Origin of the sequence: Pseudomonas sp. PDM21 (assembly GCF_014852505.2) — a bacterium.
Taxonomy (GTDB): Bacteria; Pseudomonadota; Gammaproteobacteria; order Pseudomonadales; family Pseudomonadaceae; genus Pseudomonas.
The window spans coordinates 2,791,854-2,813,573 of sequence record NZ_CM181223.1 but is presented as its reverse complement, the minus strand read 5'-3'; the positions used below and the strand labels follow the sequence as shown (position 1 = coordinate 2,813,573).

The window sequence follows — 21,720 nt, the reverse complement described above, 5'->3', positions numbered from 1 at the left end:
GGCCCCTTCACCTGATTCCCCTCTTTCATGCAGCGGAGTTTTCCAACATGGATGCGATACTTCTCGACCTGGGCGACGACATCAAGGGCGACAGCCAGCTGGCCGGCTTCGAAAACAAGATCGAAATCATGTCGTACAGCCACAACGTCGCCATGCAGGTGACCAACGATGTCAGCAACTCGGAGCGCACCTCCGGCAAGCCGCACATCGGCGAGTTCACCCTGACCAAGTTCGTCGACACCTCGACCCCGACGCTCAACGAATACTGCTGTTCCGGCAAGGCTATCCCCACCGCCACCCTGACCATCGGCCGCAACGCCGCCGAAGGCGACGGCAAGATCATGCCGTTCATCACCTACACGCTGAACAACGTGGTGCTGTCCAACGTCAGCGTCAGCGGCGGTGCCGGTGGCAAACCGGTGGAAACGATGTCGCTGAACTTCACCAAGATCAAATGGGAGCTCACCGCGCAGAAGGACGACGGCAGCAAGGAAGGCACCGCCGCCTCGACCTGGGACATGGCCGCCAACAAGCTGGCCAGCTAAGGACACGTGGCCTTGCACGGCATCGCCCGGCCACCGTTGCTGGACCGCCTCTCCGAAGCCGGAGAGGCGGAACCGGCCTTCGACCAGCGCGCCCTGGCGGCCTCAGTCGCGCAGGAACTGTCACGCCTGCTCAACAGCCGCAGTCCGGCTGGCAATGGCGTCGGCATCCTGGCCTATGGCATCGCCGACTGGACCGCCCTGCAGGCCCGCCGCGAAGCCGACCGCCTGCACCTGGCCCGGGAAATCCGCCGCGCGGTGACCCGCTTCGAGCCACGCCTGGGGCTGAGCGAAGTGATGGTCGACGCCGATCCGCAGTACCCGCAACGCCTGCGCGTACGCCTGCTCGGCAACCTGCGCCAGGACACCGGCCGAGCCCCCCTCCTGTTCGAACTCATCCCCGTTGGCGGAACACTGGAAGTACGCCATGAGCGACTCGATTGATGCCGAACTGCTGGACTACTACCAGCGCGAACTGACCTGGCTGCGCCACGCCGGCGCCGGTTTCGCCGCGCGCTATCCCAAGGTGGCGCGGCGGCTGGAGCTGGGCCCCGGTGAGTGCGGCGACCCCCACGTCGAGCGTCTGCTGGAAGGCTTCGCCCTGCTTGCCGCACGGCTGCAGCGACGCCTGGACGACGACTACGCGCAGTTCAGCGACGCCCTGCTGGAGCAACTCTATCCCCTCGCCCTGCGGCCCCTGCCTTCCTGCGCCGTGGTGCGCTTCGAGCCGGACCCGGCCAAGGGCAAGCTGAGTGCCGGCTTCCACCTGCCGCGCGGCACCCCGTTGTTCGTCAGCGTGCCGGGCCAGGAGCGGATCGAACTGCCCGAAGAGCTGCGCGGCCAGACCCTGCACTGGCGCACCACCGACGAAGTCACCCTGTGGCCGCTGCGCATCGAGGAAGTCGTGCTGCTCGGCGCCGAAGAAGCCCAGGCCGCCACCGGCAGTGCCGGCGTGCGTGGGGCCCTGCGACTGGATCTGCGCTGCCTCGACAAGGACGGCTGGGCCGCCCTGGACATCGATAGCCTGCGCATCCACCTGACCGCCAACGCCGTCGCCAAGGCCGCCCTCTACGACCTGCTCGGCGCCCATGCCTGCGGCCTCATCGCCGAAGCCGAGGGTGCCGAACCGCAACGCCTCGCCGGCCTGCCACAACGGGTCGGCTTCGCCGCCGAACAGGCCCTGCTACCGGAAGACGAACGCGTGCATCCCGGCTTGCGCCTGCTCGCCGAGTACTTCGCCTTCCCCGACAAGTTCGCCTTCTTCGATCTGCCGCTCCAGGGCCTGCGTGCCAGCGGCGAGCAGCTCTACCTCTACATCCTCTTCGACCGCCCCGCGCCCGCCCGCCTGACCCTGCAAGCCAGCGACCTGGCGTTGGGCTGCGTACCGGCGATCAACCTGTTCCCGCGCACCTCCGAGCCGCTACGGCCGGACGGCACGCGCAGCGAGTACCGACTGATCGCCGACGCCCACCGCGAGAACTCGGTGGAGATCCACAGCATCCGTTCCCTGCGCGCCAGCACCCCGCTGGGAGTGCTCGAGGTCGCGCCCTACCACGGTACCCAGCACCGCTCCGGCGCATTCGGTCTCTACTGGCACGCACGGCGGGTCGAGGGCATGACGCCCAACCGGCGCGGTAGCGACCTGTTGCTGACCCTGGTGGACGCCGGCCTGCAACCCCTGGAAGAAACTCCCCAGTACAGCCTCAGCGCGGAGCTGCTGTGCACCAACCGCAGCCTCGCCGAGTACCTGCCGGCTGGTACCGAGCTGGCCTTCGAGCGTCCCGGCCCGGTGGCCCGCGCCAGCCTGCTGCGCGCACCGAGCCGGCAATGCCAGCCGGGGCTCGATGGCCCCTCGCGCTGGCAACTGGTGTCGCAGCTCACGCTCAACCACCTGTCGCTGGTGGAAGGCCCGCAAGCCCTCGACGCCCTGCGGGAAATCCTCGCGCTGCACGACTTCAGCGAAGACAAGCTGGCCGCCCGGCAGATCGAAGGGCTGGTCCGGCTGGACTGCGCGCGCGTGGTGGACCACGTCGGCAGCGATGCCTGGCGCGGTTGGCGCAACGGCCTGGAGGTTCGCGTGCACCTGGAGCGCCAGGCCTTCGTCGGTGCCAGTGCGGTGCTGTTCGGCGCCGTGCTCGCACAGTTCTTTTCGCTCTACGCCAACGCCAACCGCTTCGTGCGCACGGTGCTGGTGCAATCGGACCAGGAGATTTGCCGATGGCAACCCCAGGCCGGCCAGCCCATCACTCTCTGAGCCGGCGCCTGCGCGCCGAGCCGCACCGCTTCGAGTGGCTGCAGGCCCTGTTGCTGCTCGAACACGAACAGCCCCAGGCCACACCGCTGGGTCACGGCAGCCGTCCGGACGCCGAAGCGCTGCGTCTGCGCGGCCCACTGACGCCGGTGTTCGCCCCCAGCCAGATCGACGCCCTGGAAGACGAGGACGGCCGGCCGCTGCTGAGCACCTCGATCTTCGGCCTGGGCGGTGCCGACGGCGCCCTGCCCTACGCCTACCAGGAATGGCTGCAGCAACGCGCCCGGCAGAAGGACCACGCCCCCGCCGAATTCCTCGACCTGTTCCAGCACCGCCTGCTCAGCCTGCTCTACCGGGTGTTGCGGAAACACCGGCTGGCGGTAGGTTTCCAGACCCCATCCGCCGCCCCCCTGCACCGCCCGTTGCGGGCCCTGGCGGGGCTGCTGCCGGAGGGCCTGCATGAGCGCGGCGCGATGCCCGACGCCAGCGTGCTCGGCCGCAGCGCACACTTCAGCGGCCAGCGTCGCTCGCTGGTCGGCTTCGCCGCCATGCTCCGCGAGCAGTTCGGCATCCCCGCCGAGTGCGAGGCTTATGCCGGCGCCTGGCGCGAGATTCCACCGGCCCGCCGCAGCGTGCTGCAACGCGGCGGCGCCAACCTGGGCCTTGGCCGTGACGCCATCGCCGGCACCCGCGTATGGGACGAACACGCCGGTTTCCATCTGCGCCTCGGCCCGCTGGACGAAGCCACGGCTCGGCACTTCTTCCCGGACGGCATCGCCTATCCGCTGCTGGCCCACCTCTGTGCGTTGTACTTCGGCCCCGACCTGGACTGCCGGCTGCGTCTGCTGGTGCGCGCCAGCGGGCCGCTGGCCCTGGGACGTGGCAATGGCCCGAGACTGAACTGGAACACCGGCCTGCGCCGCAGCGGCGGCGCCGTAAAACCCATCGACCTGACCCTGCGCCACGCGGAGATGCCCTGATGGACCTCGCCAGCCTGATCGGCCGCCTCAACCCCGAATCCCGCCGCGCGCTGGAGCGCGCCGCACAGCGCTGCCTGCAACGCACGCACCACTACGTCGAGATCGAACACCTGCTGCTGGAACTGCTGGACATCGACGGCGGCGACCTCGCCCGTCTGCTGCCGCGCTTCGGCCTGGAGCGCGACCAGCTGGTGGGCGAGATCAACACCGCCCTGGAGCTGTTCCGCATCGGCAGCACGCGCACCCCGGCGCTCTCGCCACAGACCATCGGCCTGCTGGAGGATGCGGTGGTGCAGGCCAGCGTGCTCGGCCAGCCGGCGATCCGCTCCGGGCTGCTCCTGCTCGCCCTGCTCGACCGCGAGGAGCGCCGCGCCCTGCTGCTCAACAGCGCCTCGTCGCTGCTGCGCATTCCCCACGAGACGCTGCGGGAGAAACTCCTGGAGTGGACCGAAGGCTCTCGCGAGCAGCCCGCCGGTGCCCGCACCCCGGACAAGGCAAAACCCGCCAGCGCAGCGGCCCAGGACAGTGGGCTCGACCAGTACACCCAGGACCTCACAGCCGACGCCCATGCCGGGCGCATCGACCCCATAGTCGGGCGCGACGGCGAGATCCGCCAATGCGTGGACATCCTCCTGCGCCGTCGGCAGAACAACCCGATCCTGGTCGGCGCCCCCGGCGTCGGCAAGACCGCCGTGGTCGAAGGCCTGGCCCTGCGCATCGCCGCCGGCGAGGTGCCGCCTCCGCTACAAGGCGTGATCTTGCGCGTGCTTGATCTGGGCTTGCTGCAGGCCGGAGCCGGGGTCAAGGGCGAGTTCGAACAGCGCCTGAAAGGTGTGATCGACGCGGTGCGCAGCAGCGAGCAGCCGATCATCCTGTTCATCGACGAGGCCCACACCCTGATCGGCGCCGGCGGCGCGGAAGGCGGCAGCGACGCCGCCAACCTGCTCAAGCCGGCCCTGGCCCGTGGCGAGCTGCGCACCCTGGCCGCCACCACCTGGCTGGAATACAAGAAGTACTTCGAGAAGGACCCGGCGCTGGCCCGGCGCTTCCAGCTGGTGCAGGTCGAGGAGCCCGACGAGGCTACCGCCGTCGACATGTTGCGCGGCGTCGCCGCGAAGCTCGAACAGCACCATGGCGTGCAGGTGCTTGATGTGGCGATCCAGGACGCGGTAAAGCTCTCGCACCGCTACATCTCCGGCCGCCAGTTGCCGGACAAGGCCATCAGCGTGCTGGACACCGCCTGCGCCCGCGTTGCCCTGGCCCAGCACGACGTGCCGCCGGCTCTGGAGAACCTGCGCCACCGCGAACTGGCGGTGGAGGAAGAGCTGCAACGCCTGCGCCGCGAACAGGCCACCGGCCTGGACCACAGCGCACGCATCACCGGCCTGGAGCAGGAGTCGCTGGGCAACCTTTCGGCCATCCGCGCCCTGGAAAAACGCTGGGGCGAAGAGCGCGAGGCGGTGCGCGAACTGCTGCGCTCACGCCATGAACTGCTGACCCTGAGCGAGAGCGCCGACGCCGCCAAGCCCGACGAAGAGCTCGACGGCCGCATCGATCACCTGGCTGCCGAACTGGCACGCCTGGAAGCCGGCCTCGACGCCATCCGCGAGGACGACCCGCTGGTGCCCGAACAGGTCGACTCGAAGACCGTCGCCGCGGTAATCGCCGGCTGGACCGGCATCCCGGTGGGCAAGATGCTCGCCGACGAGGCCCATGCCATCCGCACCCTGGCCCAGCGCATGAGCCAGCGGGTGATGGGCCAGGAAGCCGCGCTGGGCACCATCGCCCAGCGAATCCAGGCCTACCGCGCCGGCCTCACCGACCCGGCCAAGCCGGTGGGCGTGTTCCTGCTGCTCGGCCCCACCGGCGTGGGCAAGACAGAGACCGCCTACGCCCTGGCCGACGCCCTCTACGGCGGCGAGCGCAACCTCATCAGCATCAACCTCTCCGAGTACCAGGAAGCCCACACCGTCAGCCAGCTCAAGGGCGCCCCGCCCGGCTACGTCGGCTACGGCACCGGCGGCGTGCTCACCGAAGCCGTGCGCCGCCGCCCTTACTCGGTGGTGCTGCTGGACGAAATCGAAAAGGCCCACCCGGACGTGCTGGAAGCCTTCTACAACGTCTTCGACAAGGGCGTGATGGAAGACGGCACCGGCCTAGTGGTGGACTTCAAGAACACCGTAATCCTCGCCACCAGCAACGTCGGCGCCGAACTGCTGCTGGACACCCCGCCCAAACAGATCGCCACACCCGTCTTCGACGAGCGACTGCGCAAGGTGCTGCTGCAAGCCTTCCGTGCCGCCTTCCTCGCGCGCATGACGGTGGTGCCCTACCGCCCGCTGGAGGAAACGACGCTGGAAGGCATCGTGATCGCCAAGCTGGAAAAACTCCGAGAACGCTACAAGGCGGCCACCGGCAAGCAGTTCGACTTTGACCAGGCGATCGTCAAGGCGGTGCTCGCCAAGTGCAGTTCGGCGGGGGCACGGGACATCGAGAATGTGCTGATGGCGGAGGTGACGGGGAAGTTGGCGGAGTGGGTGCTGGAGTGACAGTTAATGCACTTGTGCAACTGCGGGAAACAATGAACCGCATCAGGTTGGCACACAGGATGAAAAATGATCAGGAGAGAGCATGCCCACTTATAAATACCAGTGCCTAGAATGCTTAAAGACCTATATAGGACCGGAACTGCTACGCCCCATCATGTGCAACTGCACCCCTCCCAAAAAAATGCATGGTGTTCGACAGCAGTCCCCGCTTTCCGCAGAGCTTATAAAAATTATCAATATCAGTGACGCAAGAAAAATGCGAGTCGACTTCTGCTCAAGATGGAACATAACCAATAAGTCCCATGCAACCCATGGCTCTAATTTTTCTGGAAACCAGAAAGTCGTCGATCTGATTAACGACATCGTATCAACCGTTCAGGGTGGGCTTCGAATCAGCGTCCGTCAACTTATAATCTCGGAATTCAGTTACGACATCGACACTTGCGAAATGATCAACTGACCCAGACACAACCTTGATAACAGCATATCTGGAGTAAAGTATGCCTAGCAACGAAGCCATAACCTTTTGCGGGGAACTCATGAACTGGGCTGCCTCAAGTACCATTTCTGAGCGTATCAAGAGCGCCATGGACACAAATGCCCAATGGGAGATATGGCTACAGGTTGAACTGGCGATCTATTTGAAATCGAAGTCCGGCCTTGTCGTCCGAGAACAGAATTATGATGCCAGCCGTAAATCGCTCGATATATTATGCAAGCTGAATACGAGAGGCTACGCCATCGAATTGAAAGCCGAGTCTCTGAAAACCGGCCTCACTTCAGGGATGACCATGGTCCAGGCTCTACTCTCAGACAAGTCGAAGCTCGAGGAAAATCCTCTGGTCAAAACCCTGATAAGTTTCGGGTGCAATAGTCTCACATCCCTCGTCATAGGTATTGGTAGCATTTCCAATCATCGACAGACAGCCTTGGAAATCCTAAGCGAAACACAAGCGTTCATTTTGAGCTTCAAAGATGACTTCGGTCTTTACATACTCATTATGGAATAGATTTCAAGCCCAATAGGTTGAAGAGAGACATATGAATCATGCCTTCAGACGCCAACGCCAGCTTTGCGCTTATCACAGCGTTCTCCGGCGTCCTATACCCTCAATATTTGGCTGGTGAGGAGAGCCTGAATCATCTTCATCAGCTTGCCGTCCATGGGTACGCTTTTACAAGTCTGATCCCAAATAACTTCATTGGCTCACGGGCAACTCTCGTCATTCACAACGACACTCAGCAACGCTCCCTCGATGCCTTGGTCGCCGAAATCCACCAGCTCCCCGCCGATGCCACCGCCGACCGCTACCAACTGGTCCTGCGCCCCTGGCTCTGGTGGCTGACCCTGGCCAGCAACAACCGCGTATTCCAGAACCTCGCCGCCAGCGACATCGTCACCACGATCTTCAAGGCCCACGGTTTCACCGACTTCAAGCTCTCTCTGAGCGGCAGTTACGAGCCGCGCGAGTATTGCGTGCAGTACGCCGAGAGTGATTTCGCCTTCGTCTCGCGGCTGCTGGAGGAGGAAGGCATCTTCTGGTTCTTCACCCACGAAGAGGGCAAGCACACGCTGGTCCTGGCGGACAGCAACGACGCCTTCCCGCCTATCCCCAACGGGCCCAAGGTGCCGTACCTGGGCCAGGAAATCGGCGTGCGCGAATTGCACGGCATCCGTTCGGCGCAGTACTGCCTGCAGGCGGTGGCCGGAACCTACAGCGCCACTGACTACGAGTTCACCACACCCACCACTTCGCTCTATTCCCAGGCTCAGGCGGAGGCCGGGCCGCGCGCGCAGTACGAGCATCCCGGCGGCTACACCGCCAAGGCCCGTGGCGATGCGCTGACCAAGCAGCGGGTGGACGGCCTGCGCAGCCAGGAAAAGCGCCTGATTGGCGAGAGCGATTGCCGCTGGCTGGTGCCGGGACACTGGTTCACCCTCACCGGTCATGATGACGCCAGCCTGAACATCGACTGGGTGCTGACCTCGGTGACCCACGAGGCCGACCACGAGCATCACCGCAATCGCTTCGAGGCCATCCCCAAGGCCACCGCCTACCGCCCTCCCCGCACCACACCCAAGCCGCGCATGCACACCCAGACCGCCAAGGTGGTGGGCAAGGCTGGCGAGGAAATCTGGACCGACCAGTACGGCCGCATCAAGATCCAGTTCCCCTGGGACCTGCAGGGCAAGAACGACGAGGCCTCGTCCTGCTGGGTGCGCGTGGTGCTGCCCTGGAGCGGCAAGGGCTTCGGCATGCAGTTCATTCCGCGCATCGGCCAGGAGGTAATCGTCACCTTCATCGACGGCGATCCGGACCGTCCGCTGGTCACCGGCTGCGTCTACAACGGCGACAACGCCCTGCCCTATGCGCTGCCGGACAACCAGACGCAATCCGGCATCAAGACCAATTCGTCCAAGGGTGGCGGCGGCTTCAACGAGCTGCGCTTCGAGGACAAGAAGGACGCCGAGGAAGTCTTCCTGCAAGCGCAGAAGGACATGAAGGTGAACGTGCTCAACGACAGCACCGCCACCATCGGCCACGACGAGACGCTCACGGTGCAGAACGCCCGCACCCGCACGGTGAAGGAAGGCGACGAGACCATCACCCTGGAGAAGGGAAAGCGCAGCGTGACCATCCAGACCGGCAGCGACACGCTGGACGTGAAGGATACGCGCACGGTGAAGGTCGGCGCCGACCAGACCCACAGCACCGGCGGCAACTACAGCCACCAGGTCAGCGGCAACTTCGAGCTGACGGTGGACGGCAACCTGACCATCAAGGTCAGCGGCACCCTCACCCTGCAGAGCGGTGGCAGCCTGACGCTGAAGACCGACGCCGATCTCGCCGCCCAGGCCGGCACTTCGGTGACCAGCAAGGCCGGCACCACCCTGACCAACCAGGCGGGCACCTCGCTCACCAACAAAGCCGGCACCACCCTGACCAACGACGCCGGCGTCAGCCTCACCAGCAAGGCTGGCGCCGAGCAGACGGTGGACGGCGGCGGCATGCTGACCCTCAAGGGCGGACTGGTGAAGGTCAACTGAGGACAAGGACATGGCCAACAGCGGAACCCTCGACCTCAAGCGCGGCGACAGCACCCTGCAGGGCCGCCTGCAGGACGGCGCACTGGAAGGCCCGCTGCGCATCAGCGAGCGCGGCCGCCCGCAGGCCAGCCTGGACTACCGCGACGGCGAACTGCACGGCACCAGCACGCTCTACCACCCCAACGGCCAGGTCAGTGCGCAGTTGCCCTACGTACGCGGGCGCCTGCAGGGCGAGGCGCGTTTTTTTGCGGCCGAAGGCTGGCTGCAGCGCAGGGTCAGCTACCGCGACGGACTGATGCATGGCGAGGCCTGCAGCTATCTCGCCGATGGCACGCTGGTCGAGCAGGCCTTCTACCGCGAAGGTGTTCAGGAAGGGCCGTTCCGCCGCTTTCACGGTAACGGCCAACTGGCACAGGAAGCCCGCTATGCGAAAGGTGCGCCGCTGGATCAACCGCGCGCCTATGCCGAGGATGGTCGCCCGCTGGACGACAATGGCAAACCTATTTCGCGGCTGCGCTGGTGGCTGGGCAGCCGTGGCGAGGCCAGCGGGGCCTGAGCGGACTCAGGGAATCAGCATCTGCATCTGGCCAGGAAACACCACCTTGATCGCCCCGCCCCAGGTGCACATCAGCGTGCCGTTGGCATCCAGCGCCGGCATGCCTCCCAGTAGCACCGTGGGCGCGCCGCCGGGGATCCACGGCGCGGCTGTAGCAGGGATGCAAGGCATCGGCGTCAGCACGCCGAGGGCAGCTGCGGTAGCGGCGGCGACGGTCGGATTCGCCGGGCTGGAGCACAGGCCGAAGGGCAGGATGTTCAACAGGGGGATGTGATCCTGCAGGTTGGCCGCCGGCATGCCACCGGTGAGGGTGCGATTGACCGGTAGCACATTGAGCACCGACGGTGCGACACCGAAACTGCATTGCAGCGTCGCGCCGCTGCAAACCTGGGGACAGCCCATGGAATCACCTCGCCTGATGCCTGCCTTGGCCAAACCTGCTCAAGCGTAGCCAGCTTCGCGCCACTGCGCCCAGCATTAAGACCTCCGCCGACCGGCAGAATCCTGCTTGACATTAAAGTTAACTTTAAACTTAGGGTGAGCCCATCCGCCGACCGGCTTGCAACACTCGGCGGCTCCCACCAGGGTCAAGCAGAGGTCAGCAGATGAAGGCGCAGTTCAAGGCAGTCGAGTTCGGCACCCAGAGCGTTGAAGTGATCGAGGGCGGCTATTACGACCGCTACCGGATGAACCCGGACCTGAACGAGGTGGCGAGGGATCCCGCCGCCGGCAACATCGACTACTTCCGGCGCATTCCCAAGCAGATGGTCGCCTCGCGCGTCGGGCCGACCTGGGCGCCGAATTTCTACTATCGCACCAGCAGCATCCAGCTGCTGTTCCTGGCGCCCATCGACCGCCTGCGCGCCACGCTGCCGGTGCCGCTGGAACCGCTGCGCGCCCTGCCCGGCCAGGGGCTGGTGGCGCTGACCTTCTTCTCCTACTCGGTGTGCGACAACGACCCGTACGATGAAGTTTCGGTCGCCATCGTCATCCGCCGGCCGGGCGCCAGGGGCAGCCATGCCCTGGAACTGTTCGACGCCGTGCGCCGCCGCAGCTTCGTCGCCCATGTGCTGGCCCTGCCGGTTTCCACCGAGATCGCGCGGGTGCGCGGCGTGCATGGCTACCAGTTGCCGAAATGGCGCACCGGCATCGAAGTGAAGATCGGCAGCGAAGTGTCGGCCAGCATCCAGGGGCCCGACGGCAAAGCCGACCTCGTCCTGCGGGCGCCGCTGCCGGCACTGGAGATCGCCACCCCGCAATCGCGCCTGGGCACTGCCACCATGGTCCATCAGGTCGATGGCCGCTGGCACCAGACGCGCGTGCAGAGCAACACCCTGGCCTACGCGCAGAAGCTGCTGCCCGGCAACGTCAGGCTTGCCCGCAACGGCGGGCCGCTGAGCCAGTTGCTCGATGGCCTGGGCGCGGCGCGCATCCTGCGCCTGGACGTGGTCAAGGATGCGCAGATCGTGCTCCACCTGCCCTCGCCGCTGGAGAGCCAGCCCTGAACAGACGCCCTACTGCGGCTGGACGCTGACGGCGACGGCGGAGGTCACCCGCATCACCAGCTGGCGGCCGAGGTACTCGGGCTTCATCACCACGTCGGGGCGGACCTTGACCGTGTGCTGGCTGCCGTCGGCGAACTGCAGGGTGGCAGTGCGCTTGGCGGTGTCCATGGATTTGACGGTGGCGGTGATTTCCACCGTGTCGGCCGCGAGCATGCCCGGCTTGCTGCCCGGCTGCGCCGTGGCCAGCAGCCCGGCGCCGCCGCTGCCGGTTTCCTGGCCCGGCTCGCGCAGGAAGACGAGGCGTTCCAGCGCAACGATGGCGCGGACCCTGTCACCCACCTTGAGCTGGTCGAAGTTGCGCATCTCCGGCGGCGCCTGGAGGGTGCGGCTGTTGCCGTGGTCATCCTTGAGGGTGAAGGTCCGCTTGCTGCGATCGATGGCAGTGACGCTGGCCTGCATCTCCTCCGTCTCGGTCATCGCGCCGCCCGGCACACCCTTGGCAACCGACTCGGTGCTGTCGTACTGGTAACTCAGCTCATCGTTCTTCTGGCTCTGGCAGCCGACCAGCACGCCAGCGGCGAGGGACAGGCAGATCCAACGGGACACACTCATCAGGCGACTCCTTGCATCAGGGTGTTTGCGTTCGGGGTTTGCGGACAAGTACCGAGGCCGCATGCCGCTCTTTCATGGCTGCGTGATTACAGCGAGCGTAGCAGCCGCCCGGCCATCCACCGTGCGGCACGTCGCGCTCTGGCGCTTTCAGTACTTGATGTCCCGCGCGGTCTCGCGCCCCTGCTGCTTGGTCTGGCGCTTGTCCTGCCGGCACTGGGCGTTGTACTGCTGGTCGGCGGCGCGGCAATTCTGCTTGGTCTGGCGCGCATCCTGGCGGGTTTCCTGGCGCACATCCCGCGCCTGGCGGCGCTGGTTGCCCTGCTCCGTGGCCCAGGCGGTACCAAGCGAGGCGACGAGGAAGGTCGCCGCCACCAAAGCAGTGAACAGGGAACGGGTCATGGCGTCACCTCCTGCAGCACAGGGATAGAGACTCTCCAGTACAGCCGATTTCCTGCGGGCTTGCCGATGGCGGCGTGGGGTTCGCCGCACTCTTCGACGAAAGGCAGGCCAGGCCAAGAAGACGGGTGCATGCAGCGTCCCGCAGCCGGCCGCGCAACCTCAGTGATCGCGCACCAGCAGCACCGGACGCTTGCTCGACTGCAGTACGCCTTCGGCCACGCTGCCGAGCATCAGGCGATGCACGCCACGGCGGCTGTGGGTGCCCATGACGATGGCATCGGCCTTGACGGCATCGGCCTCGGCTTCGATGCGGTCAGCGACTTCCTCACCGGTGGTCTCCATCGTGACGCGCTGGTAAGTAGCGGGTACGGCGTACTCGCCGACCACCTCCCGAGCCTTGCTGAGGATGTCGTCGGCAGCCTTGAGCGCGGCGGCGTGCAGCGCCTCGGCGTCGTAGTACTTGGCGTAATAAGGCAGGTGTCCCAGCGGACGGTCGACGATGGTGATGACGTGCAGTTCACCGCCACTCATGCGGACCAGCCGTGCGCCTTCGGCCAGGGCTCGGAACGAAACGGGGCTGCCATCGACGGCGGCCAGTACGTGCTCGTACATGCTGTGCTCCTCGTTGTTTGGGCCGTTCGACCTTAACTGCCCGGGCCAGGAACGCCCTTGTGCCGTGTCAATGTAATCGCCCCATGGCGCATCAGTGCGCCGGAGCGACCTCGTCACGGCAGGCGGACGGGCTCAGCCCGGTCCAACGCTTGAAGGCGCGGCGGAAGCCGCGCACGTCACTGTAGCCAAGCGCCTCGGCGATGCGCTCGATGGGCATTTCCGGGTTGTTCAGCAGGCTCATGGCGCGGGCGTGGCGCACCTGGTCCTGCAACGTATCGAAGGTGATGCCGTGCTCGCTCAGGCGGCGGCGCAAGGTCCGGCTGCTCATGTTCAGCTCGCTGGCGACCTTGTCGATCGGGCTGCCGTGGGCCAGGTCACGGGCGATGGCGCGTTCCACCGTTTCCAGCAGGCCGGTCTTCTGCTGCACCGGAGCGGACTCCGCCTCCAGCAGGCTGAGCGCCTGGCGCAGGGCGACGGGATGGTGGCTGGGCAGTTGCACATCCAGCCAGTGGCTGGCGATGGCCACGCGGTTGTGCAGGCAGCCGAACTGCAGGTTCGGTCCGAGCAGGCGGCGGTACTCGGCCTCATAGCTGGGCGCGGCGTGGGTGAACTCGAAGCGCAGGGGCTGGAACTGGGGGCCGATCAGGGTGCGGTTGTAGACCAGCAGGCTGGCGAAGAACTCCTCCACGGCGAACACCTGGATGTCGGCGAAGGGCAACCGGCACTCCACTTCGATGAAGCTCTCTTGCGGCCCCTCGATCAGGTTGCACACCGCGATACCACCGGTGGTGTGCTGGAAGCGCCGGCCCAGCTCGAAGGCATCGCGCAGGTTCTTGCACAGGGACAGCACATGGCCCAGCAAACCGAGGGTACCCAGCACGTTGCGATGACCGACCCAGAGCCCCAGACCACGCTCGGGCAATGCCGCAAGCGCGCGCTGGATCATGGCGACCGTCTGCCGGTAGGTGACGCGTTGGTCCGGGTCCTGCAGCTCCTCGGCGGTGAAGCCGAGCCCACGACACAGGCGCTCGCCGCTGACGCCTTCGTCACCGGCGACCTCGGCCAGGGTCTGCAGCAGGAAGGGCGAAACCAGGGCCAGGTCGTATTGCGCATCGATGCTTGTACTGGGCATGCAGGCTGCTCTCGATCGGGGGCGCCGGCGATTCTTGTTATGTGGCTGGCGCACGATGGCCGCATCATAACGCGTTCGCAGGCCCGCCAAGAGCGGGCGTAACAGAATATTACAGAGCCTCAAAAGACTGCCGAACCCAGGCATCACCGAGCAGTATCCATCTGACGTGTTCGGGGCCGACGGTGACCTTTTTCGGGAGAGGCCAAAGGCGAGTCTCACGACGTTCGAGCACCAGCGTCGGCAAGGTGTCGCCTTGCTGGAAGCGGCGCAGGGTCTTGCCTTCAACGGTTATCCAGGAGAAGGACACGCCCATGGCCTGCCAGTAGCCGCTGCGCGGGCAGGCTTCGCCGCTGACGCAGATGGGCGGGACAGGGAGTGATGGGAGGCGGACGAAGCTGGGCGACTCGGGGGTTGGCCGGCCTGTGGCGGGATCGAGGTATTTTTCTTTCGCCAGCTTTTCGATCAGCGCATCGCTGGGTTTGGGTGGCGGGATATTGGCCTTGCGTTCTTCCAGCCATTGCAGCTTGCCGTCCCAGGGCGGCAACTTGGCGGGTGGCAGCGGGAGGATGTCGTTGATTTCGGGAACTTTGGGCGAGGCGTAGGAGTAGTCCGCGAGGATGCTCCAGATTTTTTCGTAGCGGTCGGCCCTTTCTAGGTCTTCTTTCTGGTCCAAGTAATACAGTTCATCGGAGAGAGGAGGATTGCGAAATCCGTTGTTTAGGAAAGAAGCTGAGCTTTCATCACCTGCTGCTACTCCGAGTTGAAACGCCTCTAACGCCTCTTTATAACGCTTGCGACCTTGAAGATTGACCCCAAGATCACTAGCGGCAGAGCCATTACCCTGCTCTGCCGCGCAATTACGCATCTGCCGAGCGATATCCGGCGCCATATCGCTGGGCGCCAGCTTGTCGGCCACGTAGGCCTGGGCGTCTGGACTACCCATATCAGCAGCCTTTCGGTAATACCGCAGGGCCATGTCCTTGTCCTGCACAAAACCCAACGCCCCCTGCTGCAGGGCGATGGCGATGAAAGCGTAGCCGGAGCCAACTTTGGCATTAATCAACTCTTCGGCCAGGCGCAGATGTTCAGCGGTGCGTAGTTTGAACGTGCCCTGCATGGAGCCGTTTTGCAGGTTGATGCTGGCCTTGGCGTGACCGTGTTCGGCGGCAATGCGGTAGAGGCGTTCCACCTGAACATCCATGGCTGGATCTTCGTTGAGCTGGTTGTTCTTTTGCAGCCAGCGGGCGTAGTGGAACAACAAGTCGCTGTCCGCCGTGGGCATCGGGAACTCTTCGTGCTTGCAGGTGAAGGCCAGGTTGGCGCGAATCTGAGGTAGTGGGTCCACGGTGATTACCTTTTCCGGGGGAGTGACGGCACTGCCGGCCTCACAGGCGGTCAGCAGCAGCGCCAGGCAGATAAGCCCCCAGAACCTAGGCATCACCGAGCAGTATCCATCTGACGTGTTCGGGGCCGACGGTGACCTTTTTCGGGAGAGGCCAAAGGCGAGTCTCACGACGTTCGAGCACCAGCGTCGGGAGGGTGTCGCCTTGTTTGAAGCGGCGCAGTGTCTTGCCTTCCACGGTGATCCAGGAGAAGTGCACACCCATGGCCTGCCAATAACCACCGCGTGGACAGGGTTCGCCGCTGACGCAGATCGGGGGAACGGGGGATGACGGCAGGCGGACGAAGTTGGGCGAGTCGGGCGTGGGGCGGCCTGTGGCGGGATCGAGGTGTTTGTCCTTTGCCAACTTGCTGATCAGCGCTTCGCTGGGCTTGGGTGGCGGGATATTGACCTTGCGATCCTCCAGCCATTTCAGCTTGCCGTCCCACGGTGGCAGCTTGGCGGGCGGCAGTGGGAGGATGTCGTTGATTTCGGGAACTTTGGGCGAGGCGTAGGAGTAGTCAGCGAGGATGCTCCAGATGGCTTTGTAACGGTCAGCGCGTTCGAGGTCTTCCTGCACATCAAGGTAGTGCAAGCTGTTGGAAGGGGGGGGGATTACGAAAAGCCTTACCCAATTTACCCGCTGAGATTTCATCGCCTGCCATGACTCCAAGCTGGAATACTTCTAACGCTTCACGATATTGCTTGTTAATTTGTAAAGAGATTCCCAAAGCCAGTGCAGCCTTCCCTCCCCCTTGTTCCGCAGCGCAACGAAACATCTGCAACGCCACTTGTGGTGCTGCACCCTTGGGCTCTAGTTTTTCACCTACATAGAACTGAGCCTCGGGGCTGCCCATATCGGCTGCCTTGCGGTAGTAACGCAAAGCCATGTCCTTATCCTGCACCAAACCCAACGCGCCCTGTTGCAGAGCGATGGCAATGAAGGCGTAGCCGGAACCAACCTTGGCATCGATCAATGCTTCGGCTAAGCGCAAGTGTTCGGCAGTGCGCAGCTTGAACGTGCCTTGCATGGAGCCGTTCTGCAGGTTGATGCTGGCCTTGGCATGGCCATGTTCAGCAGCAATGCGGTAGAGGCGTTCCACCTGAACATCCACGGCCGGGTCTTCGTTGAGCTGGTTGTTCTTTTGCAGCCAGCGGGCGTAGTGGAAGAGCAGGTCGCTGTCCGCCGTGGGCGTCGGGAACTCTTCGTGCTTGCAGGTGAAGGCCAGGTTGGCGCGAATCTGGGAGAGCGGGTCCACGGCGATATCCTTTGGTGGGGCATTGACGGTGCTGCTGCCCGAATCACAGGCAGCAAGCAACAGGCAGGCAAGCAGGAGAAGACGGCGCATCAGTCCTTGTTCTCCAGCTCGATGGGGTCGAAGAAGAACTCGATGATGGGGGCTTCAGTGGGAAGGCTGGCTGCTTGAAGTCTTTTGTTTGTCGCTATGATTTCCCCCCAAGCATCAAATGCCTCCTTCGGATCATCCTGCGCCCCCTTCCCATTGGTATGCAGGTTCCACAATCGCCGCCGCATGGGTTGCGTCACGCCCATTTCCTCGTGGGCGATATTCATCTCGCTGTCCACCTGCATGCTGCGGGTATTGATATTGGCTGAGCCGTGGGTGGTGAAGACGTCGTCGATGATCATCAGCTTGGAGTGGATGTATACCGGCATCCAGGCGCCGGGAGGCGAGTCCTTGGCCACCAGGGAGCAGATATGGATTTTCAGGCCGGGCCGTTCCGGTGGACGCTTGATCTCGCTGCGGATGATGGCGTCGATTTCCTCCTCAAGGTCTTTCTTGCGTTGGGGTGCCTGCTCGTCAGCCTGGCGCTGGGCGTCCCGCGCTCTTGCCCCCAGGTCCGTGCCCTGCAAGGCATCGGGCAGTGCCGTCACCAGCTCGGTGACCTTGCGTTCGAGGCGCTCATGCCAGGCTGGCTCCAGTTCGGCGGCGCGTTGCTTGGCCTGTTCGATGCGGCGCAGCTTGGTCACGATCGGCATGCCGTCTTCGCGGCCCAGGCGTTCGAGCATGCGCTGGGTGTTGGCGACGCCGGGGCCCACACCCTCCTCATTGGCGTTGGTGACCACGAACAGGTGCAGCGCGCCATGTTCGCCGGGTTTTCGGCCTTTTTTGGTTTGCTTCTTTGCGGTTTCCAGAATGACGTCGGCCAGTGCGGGCCAGCGGAAGTACTGGTTTTCGATGTAGATGAATTGGGTGGCGTTCTTGACCGTCTGCAGGTAGAGCGTCTCGATATCGCGCTTTGGCTTGTCCTCCTGGGCCTGGGTGCGCAGGAGCTGGGCCATCAGCAACGCTTCATCGTGGGCAGGGGCAGGCCGCAATTGACGGGCGACCAGGGTGTCGTTGCGCTGTACAAACAGATCCTCGCCAGTCTGCCGACGCCAGGCAGAGGCGAAGTTGTGGTGCAGGTAAGCCAGTATCGGGCCGGTAACGCGGCTGGAAATGTCCTGCCGTGGTAACCGACCGCGCGCGCCCTTGTTCGGAGGGGGCATGTCGCGGCCGCGACCTTTGGCCGAGTGCTGGTCGGTATCCCAGTACTCGTCGAGCATGTTGTGGCCCATGACGAAGCCAACGGCGCGCTCGGGGATTTCGTAGTCGACCAGGACAGTCTTCTGGTGGTGAGTGGGCGCTGCCGCTAGCGAGAATAACGTCATTTTGCTGAGGTCAGGGTCGAGGCTATGCAGCTTCGCTTGGTAGACGATTTCCGCGCGTTGCAACACGTCAAAGCCACGACTGACAAATATCGGACTGGCCTTGGTCCAGTACGTCGCCTCAATGTCCATGGCGGAGCATTCCTGAAACCAACTCCGGTCGTACGCATATTGCTCGTCCGAGGATGTTTGCCCCGCGCGATCCTTTATCCCAATCACTCCTTTATTCGGCAGGTTGGACTCCCCCGCTGTCCCTGCCAGGTTGTAAGGCGCCTCCCAGCCCAAAATACGCACCCGCACCGGGTTGTTCTTGTCCTTCGCCTTGGCCATCAACAGCTCTCCGATACTGGGAGCACTGCCATCTCGAATGAAGTACATCGACGGCTGGAAGCCCCAGCAGATGATGTCGACCGACCTGGTTGCCTTGGCAATGGCCTCATGCACGGCGCGGAAAGCCTCTTCGCCATTGATCAGCGGTTTGTAGCTGGCAGGCCTGGGCTTGTACTCGGTGTCTGTGACAAACCAGGGAGAATTGCAGGTGATTTCATTGCCGTATTGCAGTGCCAGAGGCACAACGATTTCACAGGTGGTCATGACTGGTCTCCCGCCCGTTTGGCGATATCTTTCAGCAAGTCGGCGTAGTCGGTGCGATGGTCGGTATGTTTCGAGGGCGGGCCGATCTCGGGATCATCGGAAGGCGACGGGTGATTCTGCAGACCGAGGCTGGCCAGCCGTCCCTGTTCCGGATTGCTGTAATCGTCGGGCACCGGAATTCGGTAGCTGACTCCGTTGGCCAGCTCCAGGCGGTACTGCCGGGTAACGACCTGGTGGTCGAAGACGAGGTAGCCGCTCTTGTCCAGCACGCCTTGCTGGAGAGGTGCTCCATCAGCAAACAGGGTATAGGGCATGCCGGCCCAGGTTGACTGGGTTGCGGTGGGGGCTCGTGAAATACGCAGTTTTACGCGTGCCACGGACTGGAGCTTCGGGTACTCAGGATGGGTCGCCGGCATGCTGGCGGGCCCGCGCAGGGAGAAGTGCGCGGCCTTGATGTTGAAGTCCCCCTTGGTGCCCGCTTCGATGCGGTACGGGTCGAAGGTGATGTAGCTGCCGCCTGCGTTGAGGGTGATTTTCTTCTTCGCGACGATGTGCACCTCATCCTCGGTGCTGGTGATTTCCAGGCCGTGGCGGGCGAGCAGTTCCATCCGATCGTTCTGCGCCTGGATCGTGACGGGCCCCTGATTGGCGAAGAGCTTCATGCCCATCTTCCTGGCGAACAGGCCGATGCCTTCGCCGACTGCTGCGGTGAAGCGCTTGGCGACGCTGATATCCATGTTGGCGCCAGCGGTGGCGATCAGGTTTTTCCCAGCGGCCAGCTGGAGGTGTCCGCCACTGGTGGCAGCGATACCGTCAGGCGCCGAGGCGAGGATGCCGGGTTCGCGGAGCAGTTCCAGAGCGGCCTTGAGCTGCTCGGGGGCGTACTGGTCGGGCTCGTGTGTCACGGCCAGCGCGGCATCACGGGCCATGGCGCGGATCTGCTCCAGGGCTTGCTCCAGCTCACGAACGGCGGCCTGCATATCCAGCGTTTGGCCCTGTGCGCCGGGCTGGGCGTCGGCGCTGATGAACACACCCTTGCCGGCCCGTACTGCGCCCCAGCCATCGGTGCGTAGCTCGAAGCCTTCGCCGCGCTGCTGCCGTTGTGCATCTACCAGATGGCCAAGATTCAACTGGCTCTTGCCGCTGTACTCCGTGGACAGCTTGATGTGCTCTTTCCCACGTGAGTCGTCCAAGCGCAGCTTGTTGTTGGCCGGTGTGCGCAGGACGTTGCGCTTGTAGTTTTTCAGGGTGACGTGGTCGGGATGCCGCGAGTCGTGCATGGCGTAGGCGATGTAGGGCCGGTCCGGGTCGCCGTTTTCGAAGGCGATCCGTACTTCGGTGCCTTGTATCAAAGGCAGGTGCAGCCCATACGTGTCGCCGCAGTAGGGGCGGGCCAGGCGCAGCCACATTGACTCGCGGCCTGCGGGCCAAGTGTCGCGGTCGAAGACGAAATGGCACTTGTAGCGGCCTTCCATGTCGATGTGGCCGTACAGGTCATTCGGCTCGGGGCTCGTGACGCGCGCCGGGAGGGTACCGGCGATCACCGGCTTGGCCGGCACTTCCGGGCGGAAGCAGACCTGTTCGTCGTAGGGGATGGCTTCGAACTGCACCTCAAAGCTGCGGTCGCGAGCAGCGCGGCACTGCAGGTCGACAATCACCGCGCCCGCCGCGAAGCGCTTATCCGCGCCGTCGAGCTTCACTATCTGGCCGGGAAGGAGCACGGGGCTGCTGGTGAAACCGGTCAGGCGCGTGCGCTGGTTGAGGTAGCGTTCGTGGGCGAGGCGCGCGTAGAAGTAGCCGCTTTCGCTTTCCAGGTCTTCGTCCTGGGCGTAGGCGTCGCCGAGTTTCCGGTGTGGCTCGTCGTAGTGGTAAGCCTCGCCGTAGGTGGTTTTTGGCGATCTGAGCAGGTCGACCTTGGCGTCCAGCTCAGCACCGGCGTCGCGGTAGTAGTAGGCGCGATTGCTGACGCTCTGCACGACCCCTTCATGGTTGTCCTGCAGGTTCCAGACGGCATCCTGTCCGCTGGACTCCAGTGACGACAGCGGGCGCAGCGGTAAGGGTGGCGCGGGCAGGTACTGACGCTGGTCGTCGTGGAATTCCAGTACCTCGATGCGCAGGCGCTCATCCATGCTGAAGCGGTACCAGATGCCCACCTCGGCCGTGAGGCGCTGGATGAACGCCAGATCATCCTCGCCGTACTGCATCACCTGTTCGCGTTGCGGATATTCACGGGTCAGTTCGAAGAGGAAATCCTGCCCTTCGAACTCATTGCGCCGCAGTACCTGCTCGACGATCTGCGGCACGCTCTGGTTCTGGTAAATGCGGTACTGGCGAGCGAGGCCCAGCAGCTTCAGACGGGGGACGAAAGTCACCTTGTAGCGGGATTCGTCCCGTGACATGGCCAGCAGGGAAAAGCGGCTGATCGTGCCGTACAGCGTACGCAGGGGCGGCGCGAGCGGCGGCGTGTAGCCGGGAATGCCTAACTGCTCGGGCGGCGCGCGCAGGCTGAAGCTGGCGTCCTTGCAGAGGAACGAGTCGGCGGGGAGGTCGAGATCGGTGCTGGTGAATTCGATGCGGTAGGCGAAGGGCTGGCTGAGCGCTTCGTCTCCCGTGAAGGCCAGGACATCGAGCGGCGCGGTGACGTCCCTGATACTAAGCGTATGACGACTGTGATCGAAGAAGCGGTGGGCGGCATCGATGAGCATGGCGGGCGTCCGTTCCGGGGAGAACGTCGATCCCACCAGTTAGGCTGCGGCCTTGTCAGTCAGCCCGGTCCGTAAAGGGCGTCTGATCATTCGTCAACCCAAAGTACAGGCATCGGTGCGGTCGCACGAAACCGAATTAGTGAGTCGGCTGCAGACAGAAAAAGCCTCAGGCCGATGACCTGAGG

19 protein-coding genes are annotated in these 21,720 nt (G+C 64.2%); 9 read left to right on the top strand and 10 right to left on the bottom strand.

Translation table 11 applies throughout. The features are described 5' to 3' along the window. Window positions 1-47: 47 nt before the first annotated feature. From IB275_RS13200 to IB275_RS13165, 8 genes are all read left to right on the top strand, one after another. Window positions 48-545, top strand: coding sequence for an Hcp family type VI secretion system effector (locus IB275_RS13200; RefSeq protein WP_192296357.1), 498 nt, complete (start codon window positions 48-50; stop codon window positions 543-545). Between the two features lie 12 nt (window positions 546-557). Further along, window positions 558-986: a type VI secretion system baseplate subunit TssE gene (tssE, locus tag IB275_RS13195; RefSeq protein WP_192296358.1), complete on the top strand. Its 429-nt coding sequence runs from the start codon at window positions 558-560 to the stop codon at window positions 984-986. Further along, window positions 970-2,796 carry a type VI secretion system baseplate subunit TssF gene (gene tssF, locus IB275_RS13190; RefSeq protein ID WP_192296359.1) on the top strand — a complete coding sequence of 609 codons (1,827 nt, stop codon included), beginning with the start codon at window positions 970-972 and terminating at the stop codon, window positions 2,794-2,796. Before tssE ends, tssF begins: the two co-directional genes overlap by 17 nt. Beyond that, window positions 2,760-3,773, top strand: a complete 1,014-nt coding sequence (tssG, locus tag IB275_RS13185) for a type VI secretion system baseplate subunit TssG (RefSeq protein WP_192296360.1) — start codon at window positions 2,760-2,762, stop codon at window positions 3,771-3,773. The genes tssF and tssG overlap by 37 nt, the downstream gene beginning before the upstream one ends. Then, window positions 3,773-6,322 carry a type VI secretion system ATPase TssH gene (gene tssH / locus IB275_RS13180; protein ID WP_192296361.1) on the top strand — a complete coding sequence of 850 codons (2,550 nt, stop codon included), beginning with the start codon at window positions 3,773-3,775 and terminating at the stop codon, window positions 6,320-6,322. The genes tssG and tssH overlap by 1 nt, the downstream gene beginning before the upstream one ends. 500 nt (window positions 6,323-6,822) lie before the next feature. Continuing rightward, a complete protein-coding gene (locus IB275_RS13175; RefSeq protein ID WP_192296362.1) occupies window positions 6,823-7,332 on the top strand; it encodes a hypothetical protein in 510 nt (169 codons plus the stop codon). Between the two features lie 38 nt (window positions 7,333-7,370). After that, entirely contained in the window at window positions 7,371-9,371 is a 2,001-nt protein-coding gene (locus tag IB275_RS13170) for a type VI secretion system Vgr family protein (protein ID WP_192296363.1), read from the top strand. 10 nt (window positions 9,372-9,381) lie between these two features. Continuing rightward, a complete protein-coding gene (locus IB275_RS13165; protein WP_192296364.1) occupies window positions 9,382-9,927 on the top strand; it encodes a toxin-antitoxin system YwqK family antitoxin in 546 nt (181 codons plus the stop codon). Between the two features lie 6 nt (window positions 9,928-9,933). Here IB275_RS13165 and IB275_RS13160 read toward each other — a convergent pair whose 3' ends face one another. Then, entirely contained in the window at window positions 9,934-10,329 is a 396-nt protein-coding gene (locus IB275_RS13160) for a DUF4280 domain-containing protein (RefSeq protein WP_192296365.1), read from the bottom strand. Between the two features lie 203 nt (window positions 10,330-10,532). Between IB275_RS13160 and IB275_RS13155 the strand changes: the two genes are divergently transcribed. Continuing rightward, the gene (locus tag IB275_RS13155) at window positions 10,533-11,432 is read left to right on the top strand and encodes an acetoacetate decarboxylase (RefSeq protein ID WP_192296366.1); all 900 of its coding nucleotides are present in this window, start codon (window positions 10,533-10,535) and stop codon (window positions 11,430-11,432) included. A 9-nt stretch (window positions 11,433-11,441) separates the two neighbouring features. Here the strand turns inward: IB275_RS13155 and IB275_RS13150 are convergent, their stop codons facing one another. From IB275_RS13150 to IB275_RS13110, 9 genes are all read right to left on the bottom strand, one after another. Further along, window positions 11,442-12,044, bottom strand: coding sequence for a hypothetical protein (locus IB275_RS13150; protein ID WP_192296367.1), 603 nt, complete (start codon window positions 12,042-12,044; stop codon window positions 11,442-11,444). A 147-nt stretch (window positions 12,045-12,191) separates the two neighbouring features. After that, window positions 12,192-12,443: a hypothetical protein gene (locus tag IB275_RS13145; RefSeq protein WP_192296368.1), complete on the bottom strand. Its 252-nt coding sequence runs from the start codon at window positions 12,441-12,443 to the stop codon at window positions 12,192-12,194. A gap of 159 nt (window positions 12,444-12,602) precedes the next feature. Continuing rightward, window positions 12,603-13,055 carry a universal stress protein gene (locus tag IB275_RS13140; protein WP_045209392.1) on the bottom strand — a complete coding sequence of 151 codons (453 nt, stop codon included), beginning with the start codon at window positions 13,053-13,055 and terminating at the stop codon, window positions 12,603-12,605. Window positions 13,056-13,146: 91 nt separating this feature from the next. Continuing rightward, window positions 13,147-14,187 (bottom strand): AraC family transcriptional regulator, encoded by a 1,041-nt coding sequence (locus IB275_RS13135; protein ID WP_192296369.1) that lies wholly within the window; start codon window positions 14,185-14,187, stop codon window positions 13,147-13,149. Between the two features lie 109 nt (window positions 14,188-14,296). Beyond that, the gene (locus tag IB275_RS13130; RefSeq protein ID WP_225607865.1) at window positions 14,297-15,625 is read right to left on the bottom strand and encodes an SEL1-like repeat protein; all 1,329 of its coding nucleotides are present in this window, start codon (window positions 15,623-15,625) and stop codon (window positions 14,297-14,299) included. Continuing rightward, complete coding sequence (locus IB275_RS13125; RefSeq protein ID WP_494514430.1) at window positions 15,618-16,148, bottom strand: DUF6396 domain-containing protein; 531 nt, start codon at window positions 16,146-16,148, stop codon at window positions 15,618-15,620. The genes IB275_RS13130 and IB275_RS13125 overlap by 8 nt, the downstream gene beginning before the upstream one ends. Before the next feature lies 1 nt (window position 16,149). Further along, window positions 16,150-16,917, bottom strand: a complete 768-nt coding sequence (locus IB275_RS13120) for a tetratricopeptide repeat protein (RefSeq protein WP_494514429.1) — start codon at window positions 16,915-16,917, stop codon at window positions 16,150-16,152. Continuing rightward, window positions 16,917-18,830: a phospholipase D-like domain-containing protein gene (locus IB275_RS13115; RefSeq protein WP_192296371.1), complete on the bottom strand. Its 1,914-nt coding sequence runs from the start codon at window positions 18,828-18,830 to the stop codon at window positions 16,917-16,919. Before IB275_RS13115 ends, IB275_RS13120 begins: the two co-directional genes overlap by 1 nt. Further along, window positions 18,827-21,535 (bottom strand): type VI secretion system tip protein VgrG, encoded by a 2,709-nt coding sequence (locus IB275_RS13110; RefSeq protein ID WP_494514428.1) that lies wholly within the window; start codon window positions 21,533-21,535, stop codon window positions 18,827-18,829. The genes IB275_RS13115 and IB275_RS13110 overlap by 4 nt, the downstream gene beginning before the upstream one ends. Between the last annotated feature and the right edge of the window lie 185 nt (window positions 21,536-21,720).